The sequence below is a fragment of the Bacteroides cellulosilyticus genome, from assembly GCF_020091405.1.
GTDB lineage: Bacteria > Bacteroidota > Bacteroidia > Bacteroidales > Bacteroidaceae > Bacteroides.
In genome coordinates, this window is the sequence record NZ_CP081903.1 from 1 (window position 1) to 22,983 (window position 22,983).

Below are 22,983 nucleotides of genomic sequence, written 5' to 3' on the forward strand. Positions count from 1 at the left end.
ATGAGTGAATTAAATCATGTCGGGCTATGGAACCGCTGTCTTGAAATCATCAGAGACAATGTTCCGGAGCAGACATACAAAACATGGTTTCTCCCCATCATACCTTTAAAATATGAGGACAAGACGCTGGTCGTACAGGTACCCAGCCAGTTCTTCTATGAGTTTTTGGAGGACAAGTTTGTTGACTTGTTGCGTAAAACTCTATATAAAGTTATTGGTGATGGTACCAAGTTATTGTATAATGTTATGGTGGATAAGAGTTCACGTACTACCGTCAATCTCGAATCTACTCCCCGCACTATTATTCCACAGAAAAAGGTAATCGGCAGAGAAATACCACAAGCTCCTATTGCAGATTTAGATCCGCATCTGAATCCTGAATACAACTTCGAAACATTTATAGAAGGCTATAGCAACAAACTTTCACGCAGCGTAGCAGAAGCTGTCGCTCAGAACCCGGCGAAAACAATTTTCAATCCGCTGTTTTTCTATGGAGCGTCGGGTGTGGGAAAGACGCACCTTGCAAATGCTATCGGCACAAAAATCAAAGAACTCTATCCGGACAAGAGAGTGCTATATGTATCAGCACATCTGTTCCAGGTACAATATACCGACTCTGTACGTAACAATACTACAAACGATTTTATCAACTTCTACCAATCAATTGACATATTGATTATTGATGATATTCAAGAATTTGCCGGTGTTACCAAAACACAGAATACATTCTTTCATATCTTTAATCACTTACACCAAAACGGTAAACAGCTTATTCTGACTTCAGACCGTGCTCCCGTATTATTGCAAGGCATGGAAGAACGACTCATCACCCGTTTCAAATGGGGTATGGTAGCTGAACTGGAAAGACCGACTGTAGAATTACGCAAGAACATCCTGCGCAATAAGATACATCGTGACGGTTTACAGTTCCCTCCGGAAGTAATTGATTATATTGCAGAAAATGTGGGTGACAGCGTGCGTGACTTGGAAGGTATCGTCATCTCCATCATGGCGCATTCTACTATATATAATAAGGAAATTGATCTGGAACTGGCGCAACGCATTGTGCGGAAGGTAGTGAAAAGTGAAAGTAAAGCGGTTACCGTTGACGACATCATCAATGTGGTATGCAAGCATTTCTCACTGGATACCGCTACCATCCATACTAAATCACGAAAACGCGAAGTGGTACAGGCACGCCAGATAGCCATGTTTCTCGCTAAATCCTATACAGATTTTTCGACGGCTAAGATAGGCGCATTAATAGGCCACAAAGATCACGCAACCGTATTGCACGCCTGCAAAACCATTAAAGAATTACGGGAAGTAGACAAAACTTTCCGCGCAGAAATAGATGATATCCAAGCATCATTAAAAAAGCAGGGTTAAAAACCCTGCTTTTTTATTACTTTCCAAAGATTCTCCGACATTACTTCGTTATCTTCTTTCTTATAACGTACATCCGTAAAGACTTGAGCCAAGGTTTCTTTGTTGTTTTCAAAAATAAACTGCTTATTTTCGGGCAAAGATTCCTTATAGGCATACAGGCGATCTATATCCTCAGGAGTATAATCATGATACGTCTCCTCATGTACAATAGCTTCCAGCGGCAATCGATCTACCTGTGCAGGCTCCTCGGCAGGCCAACCTACCGTCACTGTTGTAATAGGAAATACCAATTCTGGTAACTCCAGGGCTTCGATTATCATTTGCGGATTATAAGTCGTCGTACCCAGATAACATATACCTAATCCTTTTTCTTCCGCAGCCACACAAAAAGTCTGTGCTGCCAGCAAGGCATCTACAGAGCCGGTTACGAACCACTCTAAATTATTATACCCGGGAGTTGCTTTTCGCTGTTCGCACCATTTAGTAAAACGGCGCAGGTCTATACAAAATGTCAAAACCACAGGTGCAGTTTTCACCATCGGCTGATTGAAATGAGCCGGTGCCAACCTAGCTTTCCGTTCTGCATCACGCGTTACAATTACACTGTACACCTGCATATTTCCGACTGTAGAGGCCCGAAATGCAGAATCAAGCAAATCATTTAACAAATCTGAAGAAATATCTTTCTGCTGATATTTGCGGATTGTTCTTCTCTGTTTTAGGATTTCCATTCTTTTATTTTTTTGCAAATATAGAAAAAGAATAGCGAATTGTTGTCAAAGAACGAGTTTAAAGTTTATCTATGTTTTCTAAAAACAATTGGCCTGTTTAATCAAAGGCTAAAAACAATTTTCTTTTTTGGAAACTTTTTGTTCATACAATAATGCTAATATTTTATAAATCAGCAAACTATTATTCAAAAATGGAAATCTCACAGCCTGTTCATAATTTATTCTGTTTTTATTTTGCTATAATAAAAAACATTCTTAGCTTTGCAATCGCATTTGTTAATGATAGGTATTACTTCTACACTCTTACTTATTAAAAAATAAATCTAAGGAAAAAAGAATCGTGGAAAAACAAACTTATTCTTACGAGGAAGCTTATGAAGAATCTTTACGATATTTTCAGGGCGACGAGTTAGCTGCGCGTGTTTGGGTAAACAAGTACGCAGTAAAAGACTCTTTCGGAAATATTTACGAGAAATCTCCGGAAGACATGCATTGGAGAATAGCCAATGAAGTAGCCCGCATCGAGGCTAAATACTCTAATCCATTAAGTGCAGAGGAACTATTCGATCTGCTCGACCACTTCAAGTACATCGTTCCGCAGGGAAGTCCGATGACCGGAATTGGTAACAACTATCAGGTAGCCTCTTTGTCTAACTGCTTCGTGATCGGAGTAGATGGAGAGGCGGATTCTTATGGTGCCATCTTCAAAATAGACGAAGAACAAGTACAACTCATGAAACGCCGTGGTGGTGTAGGACACGATTTGTCGCACATCCGCCCGAAAGGTTCTCCGGTGAAAAATTCGGCTTTAACCTCTACCGGCCTGGTGCCATTCATGGAGCGTTACTCCAATTCTACGCGTGAAGTCGCTCAGGACGGACGGCGTGGCGCACTGATGCTAAGTGTATCTATTAAACATCCCGATTCAGAAGCATTCATCGATGCTAAAATGACGGAAGGCAAAGTAACAGGTGCAAACGTATCTGTGAAACTGGACGATGCATTTATGACTGCTGCTATCACAGGTACTCCATATATTCAACAATATCCTGTCAATGCTGCCGAACCAACTGTGCAGAAGGAAATCAACGCAACCAATTTGTGGAAGAAGATCGTTCACAATGCATGGAAATCGGCAGAACCGGGTGTATTGTTTTGGGATACCATATTAAAAGAATCCGTACCCGATTGCTATGCAGACCTGGGATACCGCACAGTTTCCACCAATCCATGCGGTGAAATTCCTTTGTGCCCGTATGATTCCTGCCGTTTGCTGGCTATCAATCTTTATTCTTATGTGGTAAACCCCTTCAAACCGGATGCATACTTTGACTTTGAATTGTTCCGGAAACATGTAGCGTTGGCTCAACGCATTATGGACGATATCATCGATCTGGAATTGGAGAAGATAGAACGCATCATGGAAAAGATTGATGCTGACCCCGAAAGCGAAGATGTGAGACATACAGAACGTATATTGTGGGACAAGATTTATAAGAAGAGCGGACAAGGACGCCGTACCGGTGTAGGTATTACTGCCGAAGGTGATATGCTTGCTGCACTGGGATTGCGTTACGGTACGGAAGAAGCTACCGAATTCTCTGAAAAAGTACACAAGACCGTTGCCCTGAGTGCTTACCGTTCATCGGTAGAGATGGCAAAAGAGCGTGGCGCATTCGAAATTTACGATACCGAACGTGAAAAGAATAATCCGTTCATCAACCGTTTGCGCGAAGCAGATCCCCAGTTGTATGAGGATATGAAGAAATACGGTCGGCGCAATATTGCCTGCCTCACCATTGCACCGACGGGTACCACCAGTCTGATGACTCAGACCACCTCAGGTATCGAGCCTGTATTCTTGCCCGTATACAAGCGTCGCCGTAAAGTAAATCCGAACGACACCAACGTACACGTAGACTTCGTGGATGAAACAGGAGATGCTTTTGAAGAATATATCGTCTTCCATCCCAAGTTTGTTACATGGATGGAAGCACAAGGGCACAATCCTTCTAAACGTTACACACAAGAAGAGATCGATGTATTGGTTGAGCAATCACCTTATTATAAAGCAACCTCAAACGACGTAGACTGGCTGATGAAAGTCAAGATGCAGGGACGTATCCAGAAATGGGTAGACCACTCCATCAGCGTGACCATCAACCTGCCGAACGACGTGGATGAAGACCTGGTAAACCGTCTGTATGTAGAGGCATGGAAATCCGGCTGTAAAGGTTGTACGGTTTATCGTGACGGTTCACGTTCGGGCGTACTCATTTCTGCCAAGAGCGATAAGAAAGAAGAAATGCCTCCTTGCAAACCGCCTACGGTAGTAGAAACCCGTCCGTCAGTTCTGGATGCCGACATCGTACGTTTCCAGAATAACAAAGAAAAGTGGGTGGCATTCGTCGGTTTGCTGGACGGACATCCTTACGAAATCTTCACCGGTCTTCAGGACGATGACGAAGGTATCATTCTGCCGAAGAACGTTACTTCCGGACACATTATTAAGAAGGTGGACAAGGACGGCAGCAAGCGTTACGACTTCCAGTTCCAGAACAAACGCGGATATAAAGTCACCATCGAAGGTCTGTCCGAAAAGTTCAACAAGGAATACTGGAACTACGCCAAACTGATCTCCGGAGTATTGCGTTATCGTATGCCTATCGAACAGGTTATCAAGCTGGTCGGCTCTTTGCAACTGGACAGCGAAAGCATCAACACCTGGAAGAACGGTGTGGAACGCGCATTGAAGAAATACATAACGGACGGTACAGAAGCCAAAGGCAAGAAGTGTCCGAATTGCGGCAATGAAACACTTGTATATCAAGAGGGTTGCCTCATTTGTACCACTTGCGGAGCTTCACGTTGCGGATAAAAACAGACCTGCGAAATGCAAGCACAAACGTTTGCATAGGAATTTGAAAAACTTAGATAGCGGTAGCTGCTTGATTATGCGGAATAATGTCTATACTTGCATAGTCAATGCAGCTATTACTAAATCTAATATTATATGATACTATCTTTTCATATCGAGTACCGCACAAGTTGGGGTGAAGAGGTCAGAGTCTTAGGATCTATTCTTGAACTGGGCAACAACCAGCCTGGTAAAGCCATACCTTTACAAACAGTGGATGGCATTCACTGGACTTTAGATGCGGACATTCAAGCGCCTGAAAACGGCATCGTACAATACAGTTATCACATTTATCGCGACGGCAAAGATACACGTACGGAGTGGAACAGCCTTCCCCGCACGCTCTATGTATCGGCTGACAAGAAGAAAGTCTACCGCCTGCAAGACTGTTGGAAGAATCTGCCCGAACAGCAATATTTCTACACGTCTGCTTTCACGGAGTCCCTGCTTGCACATCCCGAACGTAGCGCCGCTCCAAAGAGCCACAAGAAAGGATTATTGATCAAGGCTTATGCTCCGTGCATCGACAATGACCACTGCCTGGGTATTTGCGGCAACCAAAAAGTCTTGGGAGACTGGGATGCGGATAAAGCCGTCCTGATGAGCGATGCCAACTTCCCCGAATGGCAGGTTGAAGTAGACGCCTCAAAAATCAGCTTCCCGCTGGAGTATAAATTCATCCTTTATAATAAGAAAGAACGTCGTGCCGTGGCATGGGAGAACAACCCCAACCGCTACATGGCCGATCCGCAGATAGGCGCTAACGAAACACTGGTAATCGGTGACCGTTACGTCTACTTCGCCCTGCCCGACTGGAAAGGTGCCGGAGTAGCCGTGCCCATCTTCTCGCTGCGCTCCGAAAAGAGCTTCGGCGTAGGCGACTTCGGCGATCTCAGGCAGATGATAGACTGGGCAGTACTTACCCATCAGAAAGCCGTACAGATATTGCCTATCAACGATACTACCATGACGCATACATGGACGGATTCTTATCCATACAGCAGCATTTCCATTTATGCTTTCCATCCCATGTATGCGGATCTGAAACAGATGGGTACGCTGAAGGACAAAAAAGCAATGGCAGAATTCAATAAACGGCAGAAAGAGCTGAATGCCCTGCCTACCGTGGACTATGAAGCAGTAAACCAGACAAAATGGGAGTTCTTCCGCCTGATATACAAACAGGAAGGCGAACAAGTTCTGGCATCCGATGCCTTCCGGAAGTTCTTCGAAAACAACAAAGAATGGTTACAGCCATACGCTGTGTTCAGCTATCTGCGCGATGCCTACAAGACACCTAATTTCCGCGAATGGCCGAAATTCACAGAATATAAAGCAGAAGAAATAGAAAAGTTATGCCAACCGGAATCTCCCGACTATCCGCATATCGCCATCTACTTCTTCATCCAGTTCCACCTGCACCTGCAACTGCTGGCTGCAACGGAACACGCACGAGCCAATGGTGTAGTACTGAAAGGTGACATTCCTATCGGTATCAGCCGCAACAGCGTAGAAGCGTGGACAGAACCCTACTACTTCAACCTAAACGGACAAGCGGGTGCACCACCCGATGACTTCTCCGTGAACGGCCAGAACTGGGGCCTCCCTACTTACAACTGGGACGTAATGGAGAAAGACGGTTATTCCTGGTGGATGAAGCGTTTCCGCAAGATGTCGGAATACTTCGACGCCTATCGTATCGACCACATCCTGGGCTTCTTCCGTATTTGGGAAATCCCGATGCATGCCGTACACGGACTGCTGGGGCAGTTTGTTCCCGCCCTGCCGATGACGCGCGAAGAAATAGAAGGCTACGGAATGGCATTCCGCGAAGATTTCTTTACGAAACCCTATATCCATGAATACTTCCTCGGACAAATGTTCGGCCCGCATACTGATTATGTAAAGCAGACCTTCATAGAGCCTACGGAAACATGGGAAATATATCGCATGCGTCCCGAGTTCGACACACAGCGCAAAGTAGAGGCTTACTTTGCCGGAAAGACGGACGAAGACAGCATTTGGATACGCGACGGACTGTACGCATTAATCAGTGACGTACTGTTTGTGCCCGACCGTGAAGATCCGAACAAATTCCATCCACGCATCGGCGTACAACACGATTACATTTACCGTGCCCTGAATGATTGGGAGAAGGCGGCATTCAATCGTTTGTACGATCAGTATTACTATCATCGCCACAACGAGTTCTGGCGCGAACAAGCCATGAAGAAGTTGCCGCAACTGACGCAATCCACCCGTATGCTGGTATGCGGTGAAGACCTCGGCATGATCCCCGACTGTGTAGCTTGGGTGATGAATGACCTGCGCATCCTTAGTCTGGAAATACAGCGCATGCCGAAAGATCCTTCACAGGAATTCGGACATCCGGACTGGTATCCGTACCGCTCGGTTTGCACCATCTCTACGCATGATATGTCTACGCTACGCGGCTGGTGGGAAGAAGATTTCCAACAAACGCAACGGTACTACAACACCATGCTGGGACATTACGGCGCTGCACCAGCCGTTGCCACTCCGGAACTTTGCGAACAAGTGGTACGCAACCATCTTTACAGTAACTCCATACTGTGCATCCTCTCCCTGCAGGACTGGATGGCTATGGACGGAAAATGGCGCAACCCCAATGTACAGGAAGAACGCATCAACGTGCCTGCCAACCCCAGACATTACTGGCGCTACCGCATGCACCTGACGTTAGAACAACTGATGAAAGCGGAAAGCCTGAACGAAAAGATTAAAGGATTGATAGAACAGACGGGACGGAAAGGATAATCGCCACACTCCCGGTTGCCAAACGGGCGGATAGGTTCAAAGACTTATCCGCCCGTTTTCTTTGTTCAATGATAGGAAATTCTTATTTTTGTCACATACCAGTTATTCTATTTGATTATGAACAGTTACATATTTCTTGATAATGTCCGTTTCTTTGCCTATCATGGTGTAGGTGAACAGGAACGCGAAGTGGGTAATGAGTTTGTCATTAACCTGAGGTTGAAAGTCGACATTGCCCGTGCTGCCGAGACGGACGACGTGACGCACACCGTGAGCTATGCCGATGTATACGAAAACATTAAAGCAGAAATGGATATCCCCTCCAAATTGCTGGAACACGTCTGTGGGCGTATCGTGAAACGACTGTTCCGCACCTTCCCCACCGTGAAAGGCATTGAGCTGAAGCTTGCCAAGCGTAATCCACCTATGGGAGCCGATATGGATGCGGCAGGAGTGGAAGTGCACTGCGAAAGAGCCTGACTACAATAAGTTTTTTTGCAAAGTTGTCAGCACTCCAGCACTGACATACTTCAATCCCTTTATTGATGGGGGTTTGCTTGCAGTGCTGACAACGTGATGATGAGTGCTGACAAACGGTTTGTCAGCACTAAGTTGGATTCGGTTTCCACAAAGGGAACGATAATTCCCATTAAAGGAAACGACAGTTTCCATTAAAGGAAACGAGCGTTCCCACTAAAGGAAACTCGAGTTTCTATGAGGAGAAACTACAGTTCCCAAGCGCAGGAAACTTCAAACTGATGTGTACTGGTTTTAGTTGACAACTTCGTTTGTTATAACTGGATTAGTTTACTCAATATACTTTAATATCTAAACAGGTTTACTTTTGTTTTTTCTTATTCCTATTTTAGTTGTCTTTTGTTGGTGCTTGCAAATTTATGCATCTTCCTTTATTTACGCAAGCCTTTTTCAGGAAAATGTAATGTTGCCAACAAACAAAAACTCTTCGGTCGGGGATCGCCCTAGCGGCAAGGGGCGGGACCACCCGTCCCGACGAGCGGGTATTATGCTGTAAATTCTACCGTTTCTCTGAGCACTTCCATAGGTGTCCTCATGTTTATCCCTTGATGAGGCCGCACATGATTATATACATATACAGCATCTTCAATGCGCTTGCTTACTTGCTCGAAGCTCTCATCATCACAGTCGAATAGCCAACCGTTTTTAATGGTGTTGTTCATTCTTTCAGCCAATGCATTATGCAAAGGATCACCACACTGCGTCATACTGATGTTGATTTGATGCTCTTTAAGCCTCTCTACATATTTATTTGAGCAATACTGGACACCCCGGTCGGAATGATGAATAAGAGTGCTCATGTCTATGTGATACTTCTCATAGAATGATATTGCCATCTCCAAAGCTTTCAAGGGTCCCTCCGTCTCAAGAGTTTTGTAAAGTGCATATCCCACGATGGCACGACTTGCCGCATCGGTAAGCAACGAGAGGTAAGCCCAGCCCTGACCGGTGTTTACGTAGGTTATATCCGCCACTACCATAGCGCCCAATCGCGTAGCGACAAATTTGGGTGTAACATTCAACAGATCGGGGTAGATATAGTAATTATGGTTCGAATTCGTTGTTTTAGGACGCTTGCGACTTGTACGTTGACACAAACCATTGGAGCGAAAAATGTCATAACAACGATCACGACCGATAACCATCTTTGGTCCAAACTTACTCACGCAGCAGGCGTATAACTCGCGCATACCAGCTTTGGGCATGAGTTCCAACAGTTCCTTGCAGTACAACACGATGCTTGTGGTAAGGATATCAACCTCCAAATGCCGGTTCACATGCTTGTAATAACCTTGTCGGGTTATGCCGAAGTAATCACAGAGGAACTTTATACAACCATGTTTGCGTCGGGTTGAGTGCCTCTGTGACAAGGTGTCGATTACTTGGCATCGGAGTTTTTTCGTACCTTGATATGATACGTGGATTCAGCAAGATTGATGAGTTCTTCGCACGCCTCATGACGTAAACTTTCATCAGCAAGAGACCGATGAAGTTTACGGTTCTCAGCACGCAATAGCGATAGTTCTTTCTGGAGCTCAGAAATACTAGAATCAATAGCATCGCTATTTACCGGTTTAGGTGATATACCCATAGCTTTGTCTTCCATTTGATACTTGTTAAGCCAATAAGTAAGAAGCTTGGCACAAAAGCCGTTACGCTTACAAAACTGAGATTTGCTCTCGGGACTTGATAAATACTCACGAATATAAGACATTCGTTCATCATCACTGTAATAGTTGTACTTCTTTTTCGAATATTTCATCTTTATTTTCGATTTTTGAAGTGTCAACTTATTCAGTACACTACAAACACTTATATATCAATACATATCTTCTTCCTTTCCATTCATATATTTCACTACAAACTTCGCTTTCATTAAATTACAAACGTTTTATTAATAAAATCAATATTTATCCATACCTTTGCCGCCAACAAAATAACCGACCTTATGACAAACCTAAAAATAACGACAGCATTACTTACTGTTTTATTACTACTATCTTCTTGTTCACACAAAAGCGAAACAGGAACATTATTCTCACATGCCGATGCACTCATGGAAGAACATCCCGACAGTGTACTCCGATTATTGGATTTACCGCCGGAAGAAATAGAAGAACTTTCCGACAATGAATGCGCGCGTTATGCACTGCTACTTGCACGTGCAACGGATAAATGCAAACAATCTCTGCTACCTTGCGACTCACTGCTGAATGTAGCATTAGAGTATTATGACGATGACGAGAAAGAAAAAGCAGTAGCGTTGCTCTATAAAGGAAGACTGGCGGTAGAAATGGAAGAGGAAAAAGAAGCTATCTCATATCTTCAGGAAGGATTGACCATCATACAAAATTTTCCGAAAGAACTTAAAACGAAAAATCTATTACTCAGTTCATTAGGGAATATCTATTTTGATGCCGGGTATTATGACGAATCATTTGGGATGTACAAAGCTTTGTATCAGTGCTGTACCACAGAATTAGACAAATCAATGGCACTAAACAATATTAGTACATATTACTGCATAATAGATGAAGAAGATTCTACCCTGATGTTCCAGCGCGAAGCGTTAAACTATGCTATTTCCTCAGGAGATTCTCTACAGATTGCTATGTCCAAACACAATTTAAGTCTGGAATTTGATGGATTTGACGAACTTGATTCAGCCTTGTATTATGCACAGAAAGCTCTTATAGAACTACCACAAAGAGAAAATCATGGAAATTACTATTTCAATCTCGGAGACCTGCTCTTAAAGACAGGAGGAAACAAAGACTCAGCCAGATATTATTTAAATAAAAGCTTGGAGGACATACCCATTGAAGGTAAAATCTCCTGTTTAAAAAGTTTATATAACCTTGAAAAAGACAACGGAGATTACAAAACAGCAAATACCTATCTGGAGGAGCAATCTGCCATCATAGATTCTTTATGTTACATGGAACAATCAACCGAAATACAACAACTGATCTATGAATACAACACAAAAATGCGAGTAAGAGAGGAACAAATAAGAGGCAATCGCATTGTACGAAGTACCATCGCAGGCTCTGTATTCGTTTGTTTCCTAATCATACTTATCTATCAAAGCCGCATAAACCGGAAAAAGCGACTTCAACTCCAATACGAACGATCCTTAGAACAAACACAAAATAAATTGTCCTCTTTAGAAACCACTATTGAAAATAATCAGTTAATGATTAACTTACTACAACAAGAGCAAAGCAATTTAAAGCAAGAACATGAAAATAAAGAACAGCTAATAGAAGAAAGAGAGCAAGCTATAGCTCACTTAAAAGAAGAAAAACAACAGCTACTCGATTGGTTGTTTACTCAAAGCAGTATTTATAAAAGAGTAATTACTCTGTCCGGGCAAATCTCCACGAATAAAAAACAAATGAAAGCTCTAATAGCTACGGAGCAGGAACAATTAAGAAAGACAGTATTCGGAATATATCAAAGTTACATATCTTTCCTCCAAAATGAATATCCCAGACTGACGGAAGATGATAAATTGCTCCTTTGTCTACAAGAAACTTCTCTTGAGCCATTATCTATTGCAATTTGTTTTGGTTATGCTGACACACATCCTCTCAATCAGAAAAAATACAGACTAAAGGAGAGAATGAATAAAGAAGAAAGCAAGATGTGACTATGAATTTCATTATCTAACTATTCATCAACACATTACGATTTCATAGTGTGACTGTAAAAATGCATCCATAAGAATTGTTTGCCCTAACTTTGCAGCCGAAAACAATAAAACTATTATCGTAATGAAAATTAAATTATTATTTATTCTATTATCTGCATTATTCATTATGCCGATGAGTGCAATGCCACACAAAAGGCATCGACACAAAGTGAATACAAAAATTATTAATTCACATTCAAAAGCTATCCAGGAAATAAACGAGAATATAATCATAGATTTCCGAAAACATATTCAATACTATGGTTTTTACGGAGTAAAATTCGTAAAAACCATGATATTTTTAATTTATTAGTAAACCTGGCGAACAAAGAGAGTTAAAAATGAAAGCTTAACTAACAAAAGAAAGTAAAGAGAAAAGTCTAATTAAATATATTTCTAGACTATTTTATTACTCTACCTTTGCCGCCATAAACCAATAAAACAAGTTCAAGATGAAAACAAAAACTTTATTCATGATGAGAAAACTATTCGCTACAATTTGCCTACTGTGTATGATGTCTTCATTATCGTACGCACAAAATTTCAGATACGGCTTTACTGGCGGTGTCAATTTAAGTAAACCTATGGGAGACATAGAACCCCAATGCCAAGCAGGACTTCTCTTGGGAGCCAAAGGAGAACTGGGAATACCGTCCGTTACAAAAGGTTTTTATACCGAATTCGGATTACATCTGTCCGCAAAAGGTTACAAGTATGAATACGGAACTAATGGAAGGTATTTTACAGAGAATCTCAACTATTTAGTTGTTCCTATCCATATAGGATATAAAATAGAATGCAGTAAATCGGTTTCACTTTTCGCCAATGTAGGTCCATATGCTGGAGTAGCATTGTGGGGCAAAGAGAAATCTTATAGAGACGGAAAGAAGTTTCACACGGAAAGTGACATTTTTAGCGGTGAATATGGGTATAAAAGATTCGATTGGGGGTGCGGATTCAATGTTGGTGTAGAGTATGCAAAACATTTTCAACTCTCATTTGGGGCTGATTGGAGTTTAATGAACGTATCTAAAGCTAACGACTATACATACAAAAACAGAAGCTTCACTTTTTCTTTGGGATATATACTATAAATATTCTATAGAAAACGAGACTAAAAACTTAGCTAATAAAACTATTATACGATGAAAGTAAAGTCTTTATTTATAATGAGCAAGCTATTCACTATAATTTGCCTGCTATGTATGACATCTACATTCTTATCCGCACAAGATTTCAAATACGGCTTCACTGGCGGTGTCAATTTAAGTAAACCTATGGGAGACATAGAACCCCAATGCCAAGCAGGACTTCTCTTGGGAGCCAAAGGAGAACTAGGAATACCGTCCGTTACAAAAGGATTTTATACAGAATTTGGTTTACAATTATCTGCAAAAGGTTATAAAATGCAATACGCAACGCCAGTAAACGGTGACGAAAGACATTACACAGAGAATCTCAACTATTTAGTTGTTCCTGTCCATATAGGATACAAAATAGAATGCAGTAAATCGGTTTCACTTTTCGCCAATGTAGGTCCATATGCCGGAGTAGCACTGTGGGGCAAGCATAAATCTTATAGAAACGGAAAGAAGTTTCACACGGAAAGTGACATTTTTAGCGGTGAATATGGGTATAAAAGATTCGATTGGGGATGCGGATTCAATGTTGGTGTAGAGTATGCAAAACATTTTCAACTCTCATTTGGAGCTGATTGGAGTTTAATGAACGTATCTAAAGCTAACGACTATACATACAAAAACAGAAGCTTCACTTTTTCTCTGGGATATATATTGTAAACACACCTCAATCCCAAATCCCTATATATCATGTTTTTTTGCGGAATTAACTCTGCAAAAAACATGATATATAGGGATTGGCGCTTATAATCTACTGGTTTTATTGGAGAAGGGCAAAGAAAGGAGCTTATAAATGTAGCATAACAGCGAAAAGTCATCCTTAAAAGTGTAGATATATAGAGAAAGTCATCCTTATTTTTGTTATAACTATCCGAAAGCTTCACATAGAAAAGGGGGGAAGGACTTTCCAATACGAAGCCCTTCTCCCCTTTTTATTCTTATCGGAGAACTTACTTTATCCTCTCTTTTTCTTCCGCTTTTTGGCAGACTCCACCGCCTCGGCAACCACCGGTTTGTTTTCAAATCGTTTGGTGTAGCCGGTGTAATCCGGAATAGTGCGTTCATACGTCGGATCGACGAATAGCGGGCTTGAAATAATATGGTCTGCCGTACTGCGATTACAGCAGAAAACGATATTCTCAACACCGGCAAGACGGGTCAGCGCTTTCACATCCGTATCGTGCGGCTGCAACGTCATAGGATCAGTGAAGAAAAAAAGATAATCAATCTCGCCATCCACAATGCGGGATCCCATTTGCTGATCACCACCCAGGGGACCGGATTTCAGAATGGTAAAATCCCACTCAACATCGGGATGCTTTTCCTTAAGAGCCTCAAGAATAAGAGTTCCCGTAGTACCTGTACAGTAAAACTTGTGCCCCATAAGCAATTCGGAGTTCCAGAGAACCCACTCGATGAGGTCTTTCTTCATGGCGTCGTGCGCCACCAATCCAATCTTTCTAACTAATTTTGTCATAAGCCAATACCGTTTAAATAATAAACAATCGGTAAAAAGAAAAAGCTATAATTGCGAGAAAAATTTCTTTCCACGTAAATAATACTGCGCCAAGATACTGTTTTTTGTCCATTCCGGTATCACGGAAAGGGAAGTTTTTTTCAGGTTCTCTTCACGTGCAGGAGTAAAAGAAGAACGTAACAAACGATATTCACGCCGTGCACGAAGCACTGCCAATGCATTGGGGAACTGTAGTTTAAGTATAAAACTCAATGCAGCTATATAGTCAAGAACTGCACGGGTACGCATCACGGAAGCAAAATCCCGGGATGGCAGGTTCTTGTAGAGCATGACAAGATTATTACGAAAATTGAGGAAAGTCTTTCGGGGATTTTCTTTCTTCAGCGTAGCACCGCCTACATGGTAAACCACACTTTGCGGCACACAGGCAATCTGCCGGCCACGTGCACGAAGCCGCCAGCAAAGATCGATCTCTTCCATGTGGGCAAAAAAACGTCCATCCAGTCCACCGGCTTCACGATAATCTTTCAAGCGGATAAACAAAGCTGCACCTGTAGCCCAAAAGACGGGAATGATAGTGTCGTATTGTCCCTTATCCTCTTCTACCACACCCATAATCCGACCGCGACAAAACGGATAACCGTAACGATCAAGAAAACCGCCCGCCGCACCGGCATACTCGAACATCTCCTTCTGCCTCCAACTGCGTATCTTCGGCTGGCAAGCCGCCGCTTCAGGATGAGCATCCATATAGCCAGCCAGTGGCTGAAGCCAATGTTCCGTCACCTCCACATCTGAATTGAGAAGTACTACATACTCGGCATCGACCTCTTGCAATGCCATATTATACCCATCAGCGAAACCTTGATTTTCTTCCAACAGAATCAATCGGACGGTAGGAAATTCACGACAAAGCATATCTACAGATGCATCTGTAGAACCATTATCAGCAACATACACTGCCGCACCGTCCGCCTCGGAAAAGCGTACTACGGAAGGAAGAAACGAACGGAGCATATCACACCCGTTCCAGTTTAATATGACAACCGCTATCTTATTCATGTTGTTTCTTTAAATCTTCCCGTGTGAGTTTCCACCGTTTATGCGACCAGAACCAATAAGCAGGAGCACGGCGAATGGTCTGCTCCAAGCGGCGCACAAAAAGTTCGGTTATTTCTCCCTCGGCAGTTTGCTTCGGGGTTTCAGTCAACAGATCAAAGTATGCTTTGCAATATCCTCTACCCTGTTTTTCCAATTCACAATAAAAAACAGGATAATTCATCATCCTGGCAATACGTTCACCACCATCCATAAATACGGTATCCTGATTCAGAAAAGTAGTCCAGTGATGGGCTTCATTGCGATTGGGCGACTGATCGGTAATCAGTCCGATCACTACATGCTTCCCTTCACGGCGCAACCGGATCACTTCGCGGGCAGTGGAATGTTTCGGCACATTATAGCCGCCATGACGGGCACGGATGATCTTAAACATTTCATCCATATACTTGTTTCGCAAGGGTTTATACACTTGCAAGGGTACGTCTTCCGGTTTCATGAAGGCTCCCATCGCCGTCAGCCACTCGAAATTGGCATAATGAGGAATGAGCACAACGATGCCTCCATATTTTTCAAGCATGCCGAGATATTCTTCAGTATTACCATATTCCATACGGCGGGAAAGATCTTCGAACGACATACGCATCATCTTTATTTCTTCCAGCATGTAGTCGCAGATATAGTGATAAAACTCACGCTCAATCTCGCGCAGTTCAGCCTTGGATTTTTCGGGAAAAGAGTTCTTCAGATTCTTACGAACTACCTTCCGACGGTAATGCACCAAATGACGCATCAGAAAATAAAACCCATCGGACAAGATATAAAGTGCCCGGAAAGGAAGCAAAGCCAGAAGCCACATGCCGGCGTAAGTCAGCCAGTAGACAAGTTTCGATTTCATACTTTTCTTATACCTTATTATAATAGCATAGTTCCCTGCAATGCGGTTCCGTCTTCATTAAAATCGCCTAAACGAACAGACACCACCTGATTATCCAATGTATTATTGTGGGGAACCTCCACCCGGATATAGTTAGCCGTGAAGCCATGCATCGGGGCTCCCGGCTTGGAGCGTTCCAGCAACACAGGCAAGGTTTGTCCGATATGACGGGCATAGAATGTATGCGTCTTTTCGTCCGAAAGCTCCAACAGGCGCTGACTCCGACGGTGCTTTTCCTCGGGAGTTACCACATGGTCTATCTTTAATGCCTGCGTACCCGGACGTTCGGAGTAGCTGAACACATGAAGCTGGGTCACATCCAGGCTTTTGATAAATTCGTAGGCCTGCTCAAAGTATTCATCCGTTTCACCACGTGTGCCCACAATCACATCCACACCGATAAAGGCATCGGGCATCACTTCTTTCACTTTCCGCACTTTGGAAGCGAAAAGTTCCGTATCATATCGCCGGCGCATCAGCTTCAGCACTTCGTCACTACCGGACTGCAACGGAATATGGAAATGAGGCATGAAACTGCGGGAATGAGAAACAAATTCTATAATCTCATCAGTCAGCAAATTGGGCTCTATGGAGGAAATACGGTAACGTTCGATACCTTCCACCTCATCCAGCGCCTTCACCAGATCGAAGAAAGTTTCTCCGGTGGTTTTACCGAAATCCCCGATATTGACACCTGTCAGCACAATTTCCTTTCCTCCCTCAGCTGCTGCCTGGCGCGCTTGTTCCACCATGGATGCAATTGTTCCGTTGCGGCTCCGTCCGCGGGCAAAAGGAATGGTACAGTAGGAGCAGAAATAATCGCAACCATCCTGTACTTTCAGGAAATAGCGGGTACGGTCGCCACGTGAGCACGACGGTGCAAACGAATGGATATCTTTCAGCGCCGAAGCATAAGCTTCTCCCGACTCATTCTTTTGCAGGTTGCCGAGATATTGAAGCAAGTCTTTTTTCTGTTCGGCACCAAGCACCACATCCACCCCCTCAATCTTTGCAACGGTTTCGGGTTTCAACTGGGCATAACATCCGGTCACAACCACGAAAGCCCCCGGATGCTGCTTCACCAGGCGATGGATAGCCTGGCGGCATTTCTTATCCGCCACTTCCGTCACCGAGCAAGTGTTCACCACACAGATGTCCGCTTTCTCTCCTTTACGTGCCGTACGCACACCTGCATCCCGCAAAATCTTACCGATAGTAGAAGTTTCCGAGAAGTTCAACTTACAACCTAATGTATAGTAAACCGCTGTCTTATCTTGAAATATATTGGTATCAATCATATCTATTCTAAACACATTTCTGCTACAAAGTTACATATAATTATTAGATTTTTCCTACTTTTGCACAAATCATCAATTTTCGTGCAATGATACAAGAGAACTTTATCAAACTCTACGAGCAGAGTTTCCGTGAAAACTGGGACCTTCCTTGCTATACCGATTACGGTGAAGACGAGAGTTATTCCTATGGACAAGTGGCGCAAGAGATAGCTAAATTGCACTTGCTATTCAAACATTGCAGTCTGCGCCGGGGCGACAAAATTGCTATTATCGGTAAGAACAATGCCCGTTGGTGCATCGCTTATATGGCCACCATCACTTACGGAGCTATCGTTGTTCCCATTCTTCAGGATTTTAATCCGAATGATGTACATCATATCGTCAACCACTCCGAGTCCGTTTTCCTCTTTACGAGCGATTCCATCTGGGAACATCTGGAAGAAGAACGCCTGACCGGATTGCGTGCCGTATTCTCCCTTTCCGATTTCCGTTGCCTGCATCAGCGCGACGGTGAAACAATCAATCGTTTCCTCAAACACCTGGATGAAGAAATGCACATAACTTATCCGAAAGGTTTCCACCGGGAAGACGTGCAGTATACCACTCTTTCCAATGATAAGGTAATGCTGCTGAACTATACCTCGGGCACCACCGGTTTTAGTAAGGGCGTGATGCTGACAGGAAACAATCTCGCAGGAAATGTCACTTTCGGTATCCGCACCGAATTATTGAAAAAGGGAGATAAAGTACTCTCCTTCTTACCCTTGGCTCACGCCTACGGTTGCGCTTTCGACTTTCTTACGGCTACTGCCGTGGGTACTCACGTCACACTTTTGGGCAAAGTCCCCTCTCCAAAGATTCTGATGAAAGCCTTTGAAGAGGTAAAACCCAGCTTGATTATTACCGTGCCACTCGTTATCGAGAAAATCTATAAGAATGTCATCCAGCCCATCATAAATAAAAAGACAATGAAATGGGCGCTCAGCATTCCTTTGCTCGACGGACAAATCTATGGGCAAATCCGGAAGAAACTGATAGATGCTTTGGGCGGACGTTTCAAAGAAGTCATTATCGGCGGTGCTGCCATGAACCCGGAAGTGGAAGAATTCTTCCATCGCATCAAGTTCCCGTTCACCATCGGCTATGGCATGACGGAGTGTGCGCCGTTAATCAGTTACGCTCCCTGGAACGAATTCATCCCGACTTCTTCCGGGCGAGTGCTCGACATCATGGAAGCCCGTATTTACAAAGAAAATCCGGAGGTAGAAATCGGTGAAATCCAGGTACGCGGAGAAAATGTGATGGCAGGTTATTATAAAAATCCGGAAGCCACTAAAGAAGTCTTCACCGAAGACGGCTGGCTACGTACCGGTGACTTGGGTAAACTGGATGAAAAAGGAAACCTTTATATTCGTGGCCGCAGTAAGACCATGATCCTGAGTTCCAGCGGACAAAACATCTTCCCCGAAGAAATCGAGGCACGGCTTAACAACCTGCCTTTCGTACTGGAAAGTCTTGTTATCGAACGCAATAAAAAACTGGTAGCTTTAGTCTATGCAGATTACGAAGCTTTAGATTCCCTGGGACTGAACCAAGAGGAAAACCTCAAAACCATCATGAACGAGAACTTGAAGAACTTGAATAGCAGTGTGGCCAGTTACGAGAAAGTCAGCCAGATTCAGCTCTATCCTACCGAGTTTGAGAAAACTCCTAAAAGGAGCATCAAACGCTACTTATATAACAGTATTGCAGAAGATTAGTATGTTATTAAACATACAAAAAGTAGTCAAAAGGGGCTAACCTCCAAAAAAAACATAAAAAAAGTTGGGATTTGGAGAACAACATATCGAAAAAGTACATACCTTTGCAACGTTTTAATAAAGCAATTGATTGTATTACGTTTTTAAAAAGCAAAGAAAATGAAAAAATTAGTTTTGATGGCTGTAGCTATCGTAGCAGTATCTTTCGCATCTTGTGGTAACAAACAAGCTGCCGCTGAAAAAGCAGCAGCAGATTCTATCCGTATTGCTGATTCAATCGCAGCAGTAGAAGAAGCAGCAGCCGCAGCAGCTGAGGCAGCCGCAGCAGCTGATACTGTAGCAGTAGATAGCGCAGCAGTTGTAGCTGAATAATTTCAGAACAACTCACTGAGAGAATTGAAAGTCTGACGTGCAAAAAAGCACGAACAGACTTTTTTTATGCCCTTTTGTTTCCTTAGCCCTACAACATTATTTCTTATACTTCTTTTCTTTTTTTGTTTCAAATAATGCCTATCTTTGCCTTAAAACACTAAATAATAATATTATGAAAATAAAACTGTCAGACAAACTAAAGTACATAGCCAAAGAATATAAGTTAGGTGATTTCGTCCGCAATCTCATCGCCGTAGTATTAGGCATCATTATCACCTTTGTTGGAAGTGACTGGATTTCAGAACGAAATACTCAGAAAGAAGTTGAGAAGTCTATACAGTTGGTTAAAAGCGAACTAATTCTAAACAGAGAAACATTGAAGGAGATGGGAAGCAGAGTAGTATTCGAACAAAATGCCGCACGATATCTGTTTGAATATAAAAACAAGAAGGATGAAATCTCTCAGGACTCTGTGAAACAATATTTACCTGTTATTTTTCAATGGAGTAAGTACACATTCATCAATGATGCCATGGAAATGCTCAAAACATCTTCACTCATCCAAAAGATCAAGAATAAGGAACTTTCCCTGCAAATTATAAAAGCATACGGAACAATCAAAACCGCAGAATCCTCTTTCGAAATGTATAAGGAGTACAAAAAACAGGCACAAGATGAATTCAATGCCAATCCCCAAGTAGCCGCTTGCTTTTACAACCAAATAAAAAAAAGAGAAAAAGTTGAATACTCTGAAGAAAATGACCTGTCGGAAGAACTTTACCTGGTACTCACTTTACCAGAAGGCTTAGGTCTACTTCAGACCATGCCCAATATCCTTAATCCCAAAACTCATTTTTTTGCCAGTATAGAAGAACTTGATGAAACCATTGCAGCAATTGACAAGGAGTATAAGTAATCCTACACAAATTAAAGGAACAAATGAAAAAGAAATTAAAAGAGATTATCACATCCCCTACCACAACAAGACGGTTAGGAGATTTTATCTGTAATTTTACAGCAGTAGTATTAGGCATCATTATCACTTTCTGGAGTAGCGATTGGATTGAAGAACGCAAACAACAGAATGAAGTTAAAAAAGCACTGTCACTGGTGAAAAATGAAATGATGATAAACCGAGAATATATAGAGGAAATGATGAAACAAGAGATATTTGAAAAACAAGGCACTCAGTATTTACTTCAATATATGGATTGTATAGAGAAAGCTTCGCCCGATTCTCTGGAAAAATATGACAACTTTGCCTTACTATCAAGAGACTACATCTATATAAACGATGCCATGGAAATGCTCAAATCATCTGCCCTTCTACAAAGTATTGATAATAAAGAAATAGCCACCCAACTTATAAAAACTTATACGGCTATAGAGAGGGCTTACAAAACAGCTACATCCTATGAAAACAACAAAATGAACAGAGGAGAAAAGCTACTGGATAATAATGAAATACAAGTATTTCTAATAGAAAACAGAGAGAAGAATTCCTGGATGGAAACATGGAAATTCTTATTCAAATATCCGGAAGGAACTACCTTGATAAAGAGCATTTATGATACCCACTCGAATCCTGCCCAAATATACGGTCAATATTTACAAGCCATTGATGAAGCAGTAGCTGCCATTGAGAAAGAATATGAGTAAGTAAAACAAAAAAGCCCGGCTCCTCTCGGAAACCGGACTTTTTCTATATATGAAGTATTCAATTATGCTTCTTCAGCAACAACTTCGAAAGGAATCTCTACAGAAACTTCCTTGTGCAGCTTAACGATAGCTTTGTACTGGCCAACTTCTTTCACAGCGTCTTTTACAACGATGATCTTACGGTCAATTTCATGACCTAACTTAGCCAATTCATCTGCAATCTGGATGTTACCAACAGAACCGAAGATAGTACCGGTTGAGCTAACTTTAGTAGCGATCTTCAAAGATACGCCTTCCAATTTAGCTGCCAATGCTTCAGCATCCTTCTTGATTTTTTCCAATTTGTGAGCACGTTGCTTCAAATCTTCAGCCAACATTTTCTTTGCAGCAGGAGAAGCAATCACAGCTTTACCTGTCGGGATGAGGTAGTTACGACCATAACCAGACTTAACAGTTACGATGTCGTTCTTATAACCCAAGTTTACAATGTCTTCTTTCAATATAATTTCCATACTTTCCTCCTCCTATTATTTCATCATGTCAGTTACATAAGGCAGCAATGCCAAGTGACGGGCTCTCTTTACAGCTTGAGCTACACGACGTTGGAACTTCAAAGAAGTACCGGTGATGCGACGCGGAAGGATCTTACCTTGCTCATTCAAGAATTTCTTCAAGAATTCAGGATCCTTATAGTCGATATACTTAATACCACTCTTTTTGAAACGGCAGTATTTTTTCTTCTTAACGTCCACTGACGGCGGAGTTAAATATCTGATTTCTGATTGAACTTGTGCCATGATTAATCCTCCTTTTTAGTTGATTTAACACTTCTTCTCTTCGCAGCGTATTCAGCAGCGTACTTGTCTTGCTTGAAAGTCAAGAAACGAATAACGCGCTCATCACGACGGAAGTTAAGCTCTAACTTGTCAATTACAGTAGGGTCTGCATTGAACTCAATCAGCTGATAGAAACCAGTTGACTTCTTCTGGATAGGATATGCCAGTTTTTTCAGTCCCCAGTTTTCCTCATTTACGATCTCAGCACCTTCAGCAGTAAGGATGCCTTTGAATTTTTCTACCGCTTCCTTCATCTGAACATCAGACAAAACGGGAGTTAAAATGAAAACGGTTTCGTATTGATTCATACTTGTTTAATTAATGAATTAATAATTCGTTTAAAAATTTGCGGTGCAAAGGTAGGGATTTTATTTTGATCTAC

Annotated in this window: 21 protein-coding genes; 11 read left to right on the top strand and 10 right to left on the bottom strand. The window is 42.4% G+C overall.

All coding sequences use genetic code 11. The features are described from left to right. Complete coding sequence (gene dnaA, locus K6V21_RS00005) at positions 1 to 1,389, top strand: chromosomal replication initiator protein DnaA (RefSeq protein WP_217714182.1); 1,389 nt, start codon at positions 1 to 3, stop codon at positions 1,387 to 1,389. Here dnaA and K6V21_RS00010 read toward each other — a convergent pair. Next, positions 1,386 to 2,120, bottom strand: a complete 735-nt coding sequence (locus tag K6V21_RS00010) for an NADPH-dependent oxidoreductase (RefSeq protein ID WP_007218932.1) — start codon at positions 2,118 to 2,120, stop codon at positions 1,386 to 1,388. The two genes, dnaA and K6V21_RS00010, sit on opposite strands and share 4 nt — an antisense overlap. Positions 2,121 to 2,460: 340 nt before the next feature. Between K6V21_RS00010 and K6V21_RS00015 the strand changes: the two genes are divergently transcribed. The 3 genes from K6V21_RS00015 to folB all read left to right on the top strand — a co-directional run bounded on the left by K6V21_RS00015 (position 2,461) and on the right by folB (position 8,313). Next, the gene (locus K6V21_RS00015) at positions 2,461 to 4,998 is read left to right on the top strand and encodes an adenosylcobalamin-dependent ribonucleoside-diphosphate reductase (protein ID WP_217714181.1); all 2,538 of its coding nucleotides are present in this window, start codon (positions 2,461 to 2,463) and stop codon (positions 4,996 to 4,998) included. Positions 4,999 to 5,133: 135 nt separating this feature from the next. Next, entirely contained in the window at positions 5,134 to 7,833 is a 2,700-nt protein-coding gene (locus K6V21_RS00020) for a 4-alpha-glucanotransferase (protein ID WP_224320459.1), read from the top strand. A 117-nt stretch (positions 7,834 to 7,950) separates the two neighbouring features. Further along, the gene (gene folB / locus K6V21_RS00025; protein WP_217714179.1) at positions 7,951 to 8,313 is read left to right on the top strand and encodes a dihydroneopterin aldolase; all 363 of its coding nucleotides are present in this window, start codon (positions 7,951 to 7,953) and stop codon (positions 8,311 to 8,313) included. 542 nt (positions 8,314 to 8,855) lie between these two features. On the opposite strand, the gene K6V21_RS00030 is transcribed toward folB, so the two are convergent. Both K6V21_RS00030 and K6V21_RS00035 read right to left on the bottom strand, forming a co-directional pair. Further along, positions 8,856 to 9,740 (bottom strand): IS3 family transposase, encoded by an 885-nt coding sequence (locus tag K6V21_RS00030; protein WP_254888453.1) that lies wholly within the window; start codon positions 9,738 to 9,740, stop codon positions 8,856 to 8,858. Between the two features lie 8 nt (positions 9,741 to 9,748). Beyond that, a complete protein-coding gene (locus K6V21_RS00035) occupies positions 9,749 to 10,132 on the bottom strand; it encodes a transposase (protein ID WP_224320460.1) in 384 nt (127 codons plus the stop codon). Positions 10,133 to 10,318: 186 nt separating this feature from the next. Here K6V21_RS00035 and K6V21_RS00040 point away from each other — a divergent pair, with 186 nt between their 5' ends. From K6V21_RS00040 to K6V21_RS00050, 3 genes are all read left to right on the top strand, one after another. Beyond that, complete coding sequence (locus tag K6V21_RS00040; protein ID WP_224320461.1) at positions 10,319 to 12,022, top strand: hypothetical protein; 1,704 nt, start codon at positions 10,319 to 10,321, stop codon at positions 12,020 to 12,022. A 494-nt stretch (positions 12,023 to 12,516) separates the two neighbouring features. Then, on the top strand, positions 12,517 to 13,158 hold the full coding sequence (locus K6V21_RS00045; RefSeq protein ID WP_224320462.1) for a porin family protein: 642 nt from the start codon (positions 12,517 to 12,519) through the stop codon (positions 13,156 to 13,158). A gap of 51 nt (positions 13,159 to 13,209) precedes the next feature. Then, a complete protein-coding gene (locus K6V21_RS00050) occupies positions 13,210 to 13,863 on the top strand; it encodes a porin family protein (RefSeq protein ID WP_217712617.1) in 654 nt (217 codons plus the stop codon). 295 nt (positions 13,864 to 14,158) lie between these two features. Here the strand turns inward: K6V21_RS00050 and K6V21_RS00055 are convergent, their stop codons facing one another. The 4 genes from K6V21_RS00055 to mtaB are packed head-to-tail and all read right to left on the bottom strand — an operon-like array spanning position 14,159 to position 17,974. Then, positions 14,159 to 14,680 (bottom strand): methylglyoxal synthase, encoded by a 522-nt coding sequence (locus K6V21_RS00055; protein WP_007210287.1) that lies wholly within the window; start codon positions 14,678 to 14,680, stop codon positions 14,159 to 14,161. A 45-nt stretch (positions 14,681 to 14,725) separates the two neighbouring features. After that, the gene (locus K6V21_RS00060) at positions 14,726 to 15,742 is read right to left on the bottom strand and encodes a glycosyltransferase family 2 protein (protein WP_224320463.1); all 1,017 of its coding nucleotides are present in this window, start codon (positions 15,740 to 15,742) and stop codon (positions 14,726 to 14,728) included. Beyond that, positions 15,735 to 16,637: a lysophospholipid acyltransferase family protein gene (locus tag K6V21_RS00065; protein WP_224320464.1), complete on the bottom strand. Its 903-nt coding sequence runs from the start codon at positions 16,635 to 16,637 to the stop codon at positions 15,735 to 15,737. The genes K6V21_RS00060 and K6V21_RS00065 overlap by 8 nt, the downstream gene beginning before the upstream one ends. A 17-nt stretch (positions 16,638 to 16,654) precedes the next feature. Continuing rightward, positions 16,655 to 17,974, bottom strand: a complete 1,320-nt coding sequence (mtaB, locus tag K6V21_RS00070) for a tRNA (N(6)-L-threonylcarbamoyladenosine(37)-C(2))-methylthiotransferase MtaB (RefSeq protein ID WP_224320465.1) — start codon at positions 17,972 to 17,974, stop codon at positions 16,655 to 16,657. 86 nt (positions 17,975 to 18,060) lie between these two features. Here mtaB and K6V21_RS00075 point away from each other — a divergent pair, with 86 nt between their 5' ends. From K6V21_RS00075 to K6V21_RS00090, 4 genes are all read left to right on the top strand, one after another. Then, a complete protein-coding gene (locus tag K6V21_RS00075; protein ID WP_224320466.1) occupies positions 18,061 to 19,734 on the top strand; it encodes a long-chain fatty acid--CoA ligase in 1,674 nt (557 codons plus the stop codon). Between the two features lie 159 nt (positions 19,735 to 19,893). Further along, entirely contained in the window at positions 19,894 to 20,106 is a 213-nt protein-coding gene (locus K6V21_RS00080) for a hypothetical protein (protein ID WP_224320467.1), read from the top strand. Positions 20,107 to 20,278: 172 nt separating this feature from the next. After that, a complete protein-coding gene (locus tag K6V21_RS00085; protein WP_224320468.1) occupies positions 20,279 to 21,022 on the top strand; it encodes a hypothetical protein in 744 nt (247 codons plus the stop codon). A gap of 23 nt (positions 21,023 to 21,045) precedes the next feature. Then, positions 21,046 to 21,765 carry a hypothetical protein gene (locus K6V21_RS00090; protein WP_224320469.1) on the top strand — a complete coding sequence of 240 codons (720 nt, stop codon included), beginning with the start codon at positions 21,046 to 21,048 and terminating at the stop codon, positions 21,763 to 21,765. A 62-nt stretch (positions 21,766 to 21,827) separates the two neighbouring features. On the opposite strand, the gene rplI is transcribed toward K6V21_RS00090, so the two are convergent. The 3 genes from rplI to rpsF are packed head-to-tail and all read right to left on the bottom strand — an operon-like array spanning position 21,828 to position 22,909. Continuing rightward, complete coding sequence (rplI, locus tag K6V21_RS00095; protein WP_044266373.1) at positions 21,828 to 22,277, bottom strand: 50S ribosomal protein L9; 450 nt, start codon at positions 22,275 to 22,277, stop codon at positions 21,828 to 21,830. A 15-nt stretch (positions 22,278 to 22,292) separates the two neighbouring features. Continuing rightward, on the bottom strand, positions 22,293 to 22,562 hold the full coding sequence (gene rpsR, locus K6V21_RS00100) for a 30S ribosomal protein S18 (RefSeq protein WP_007210278.1): 270 nt from the start codon (positions 22,560 to 22,562) through the stop codon (positions 22,293 to 22,295). A gap of 2 nt (positions 22,563 to 22,564) precedes the next feature. After that, on the bottom strand, positions 22,565 to 22,909 hold the full coding sequence (gene rpsF, locus K6V21_RS00105; RefSeq protein WP_007210277.1) for a 30S ribosomal protein S6: 345 nt from the start codon (positions 22,907 to 22,909) through the stop codon (positions 22,565 to 22,567). Between the last annotated feature and the right edge of the window lie 74 nt (positions 22,910 to 22,983).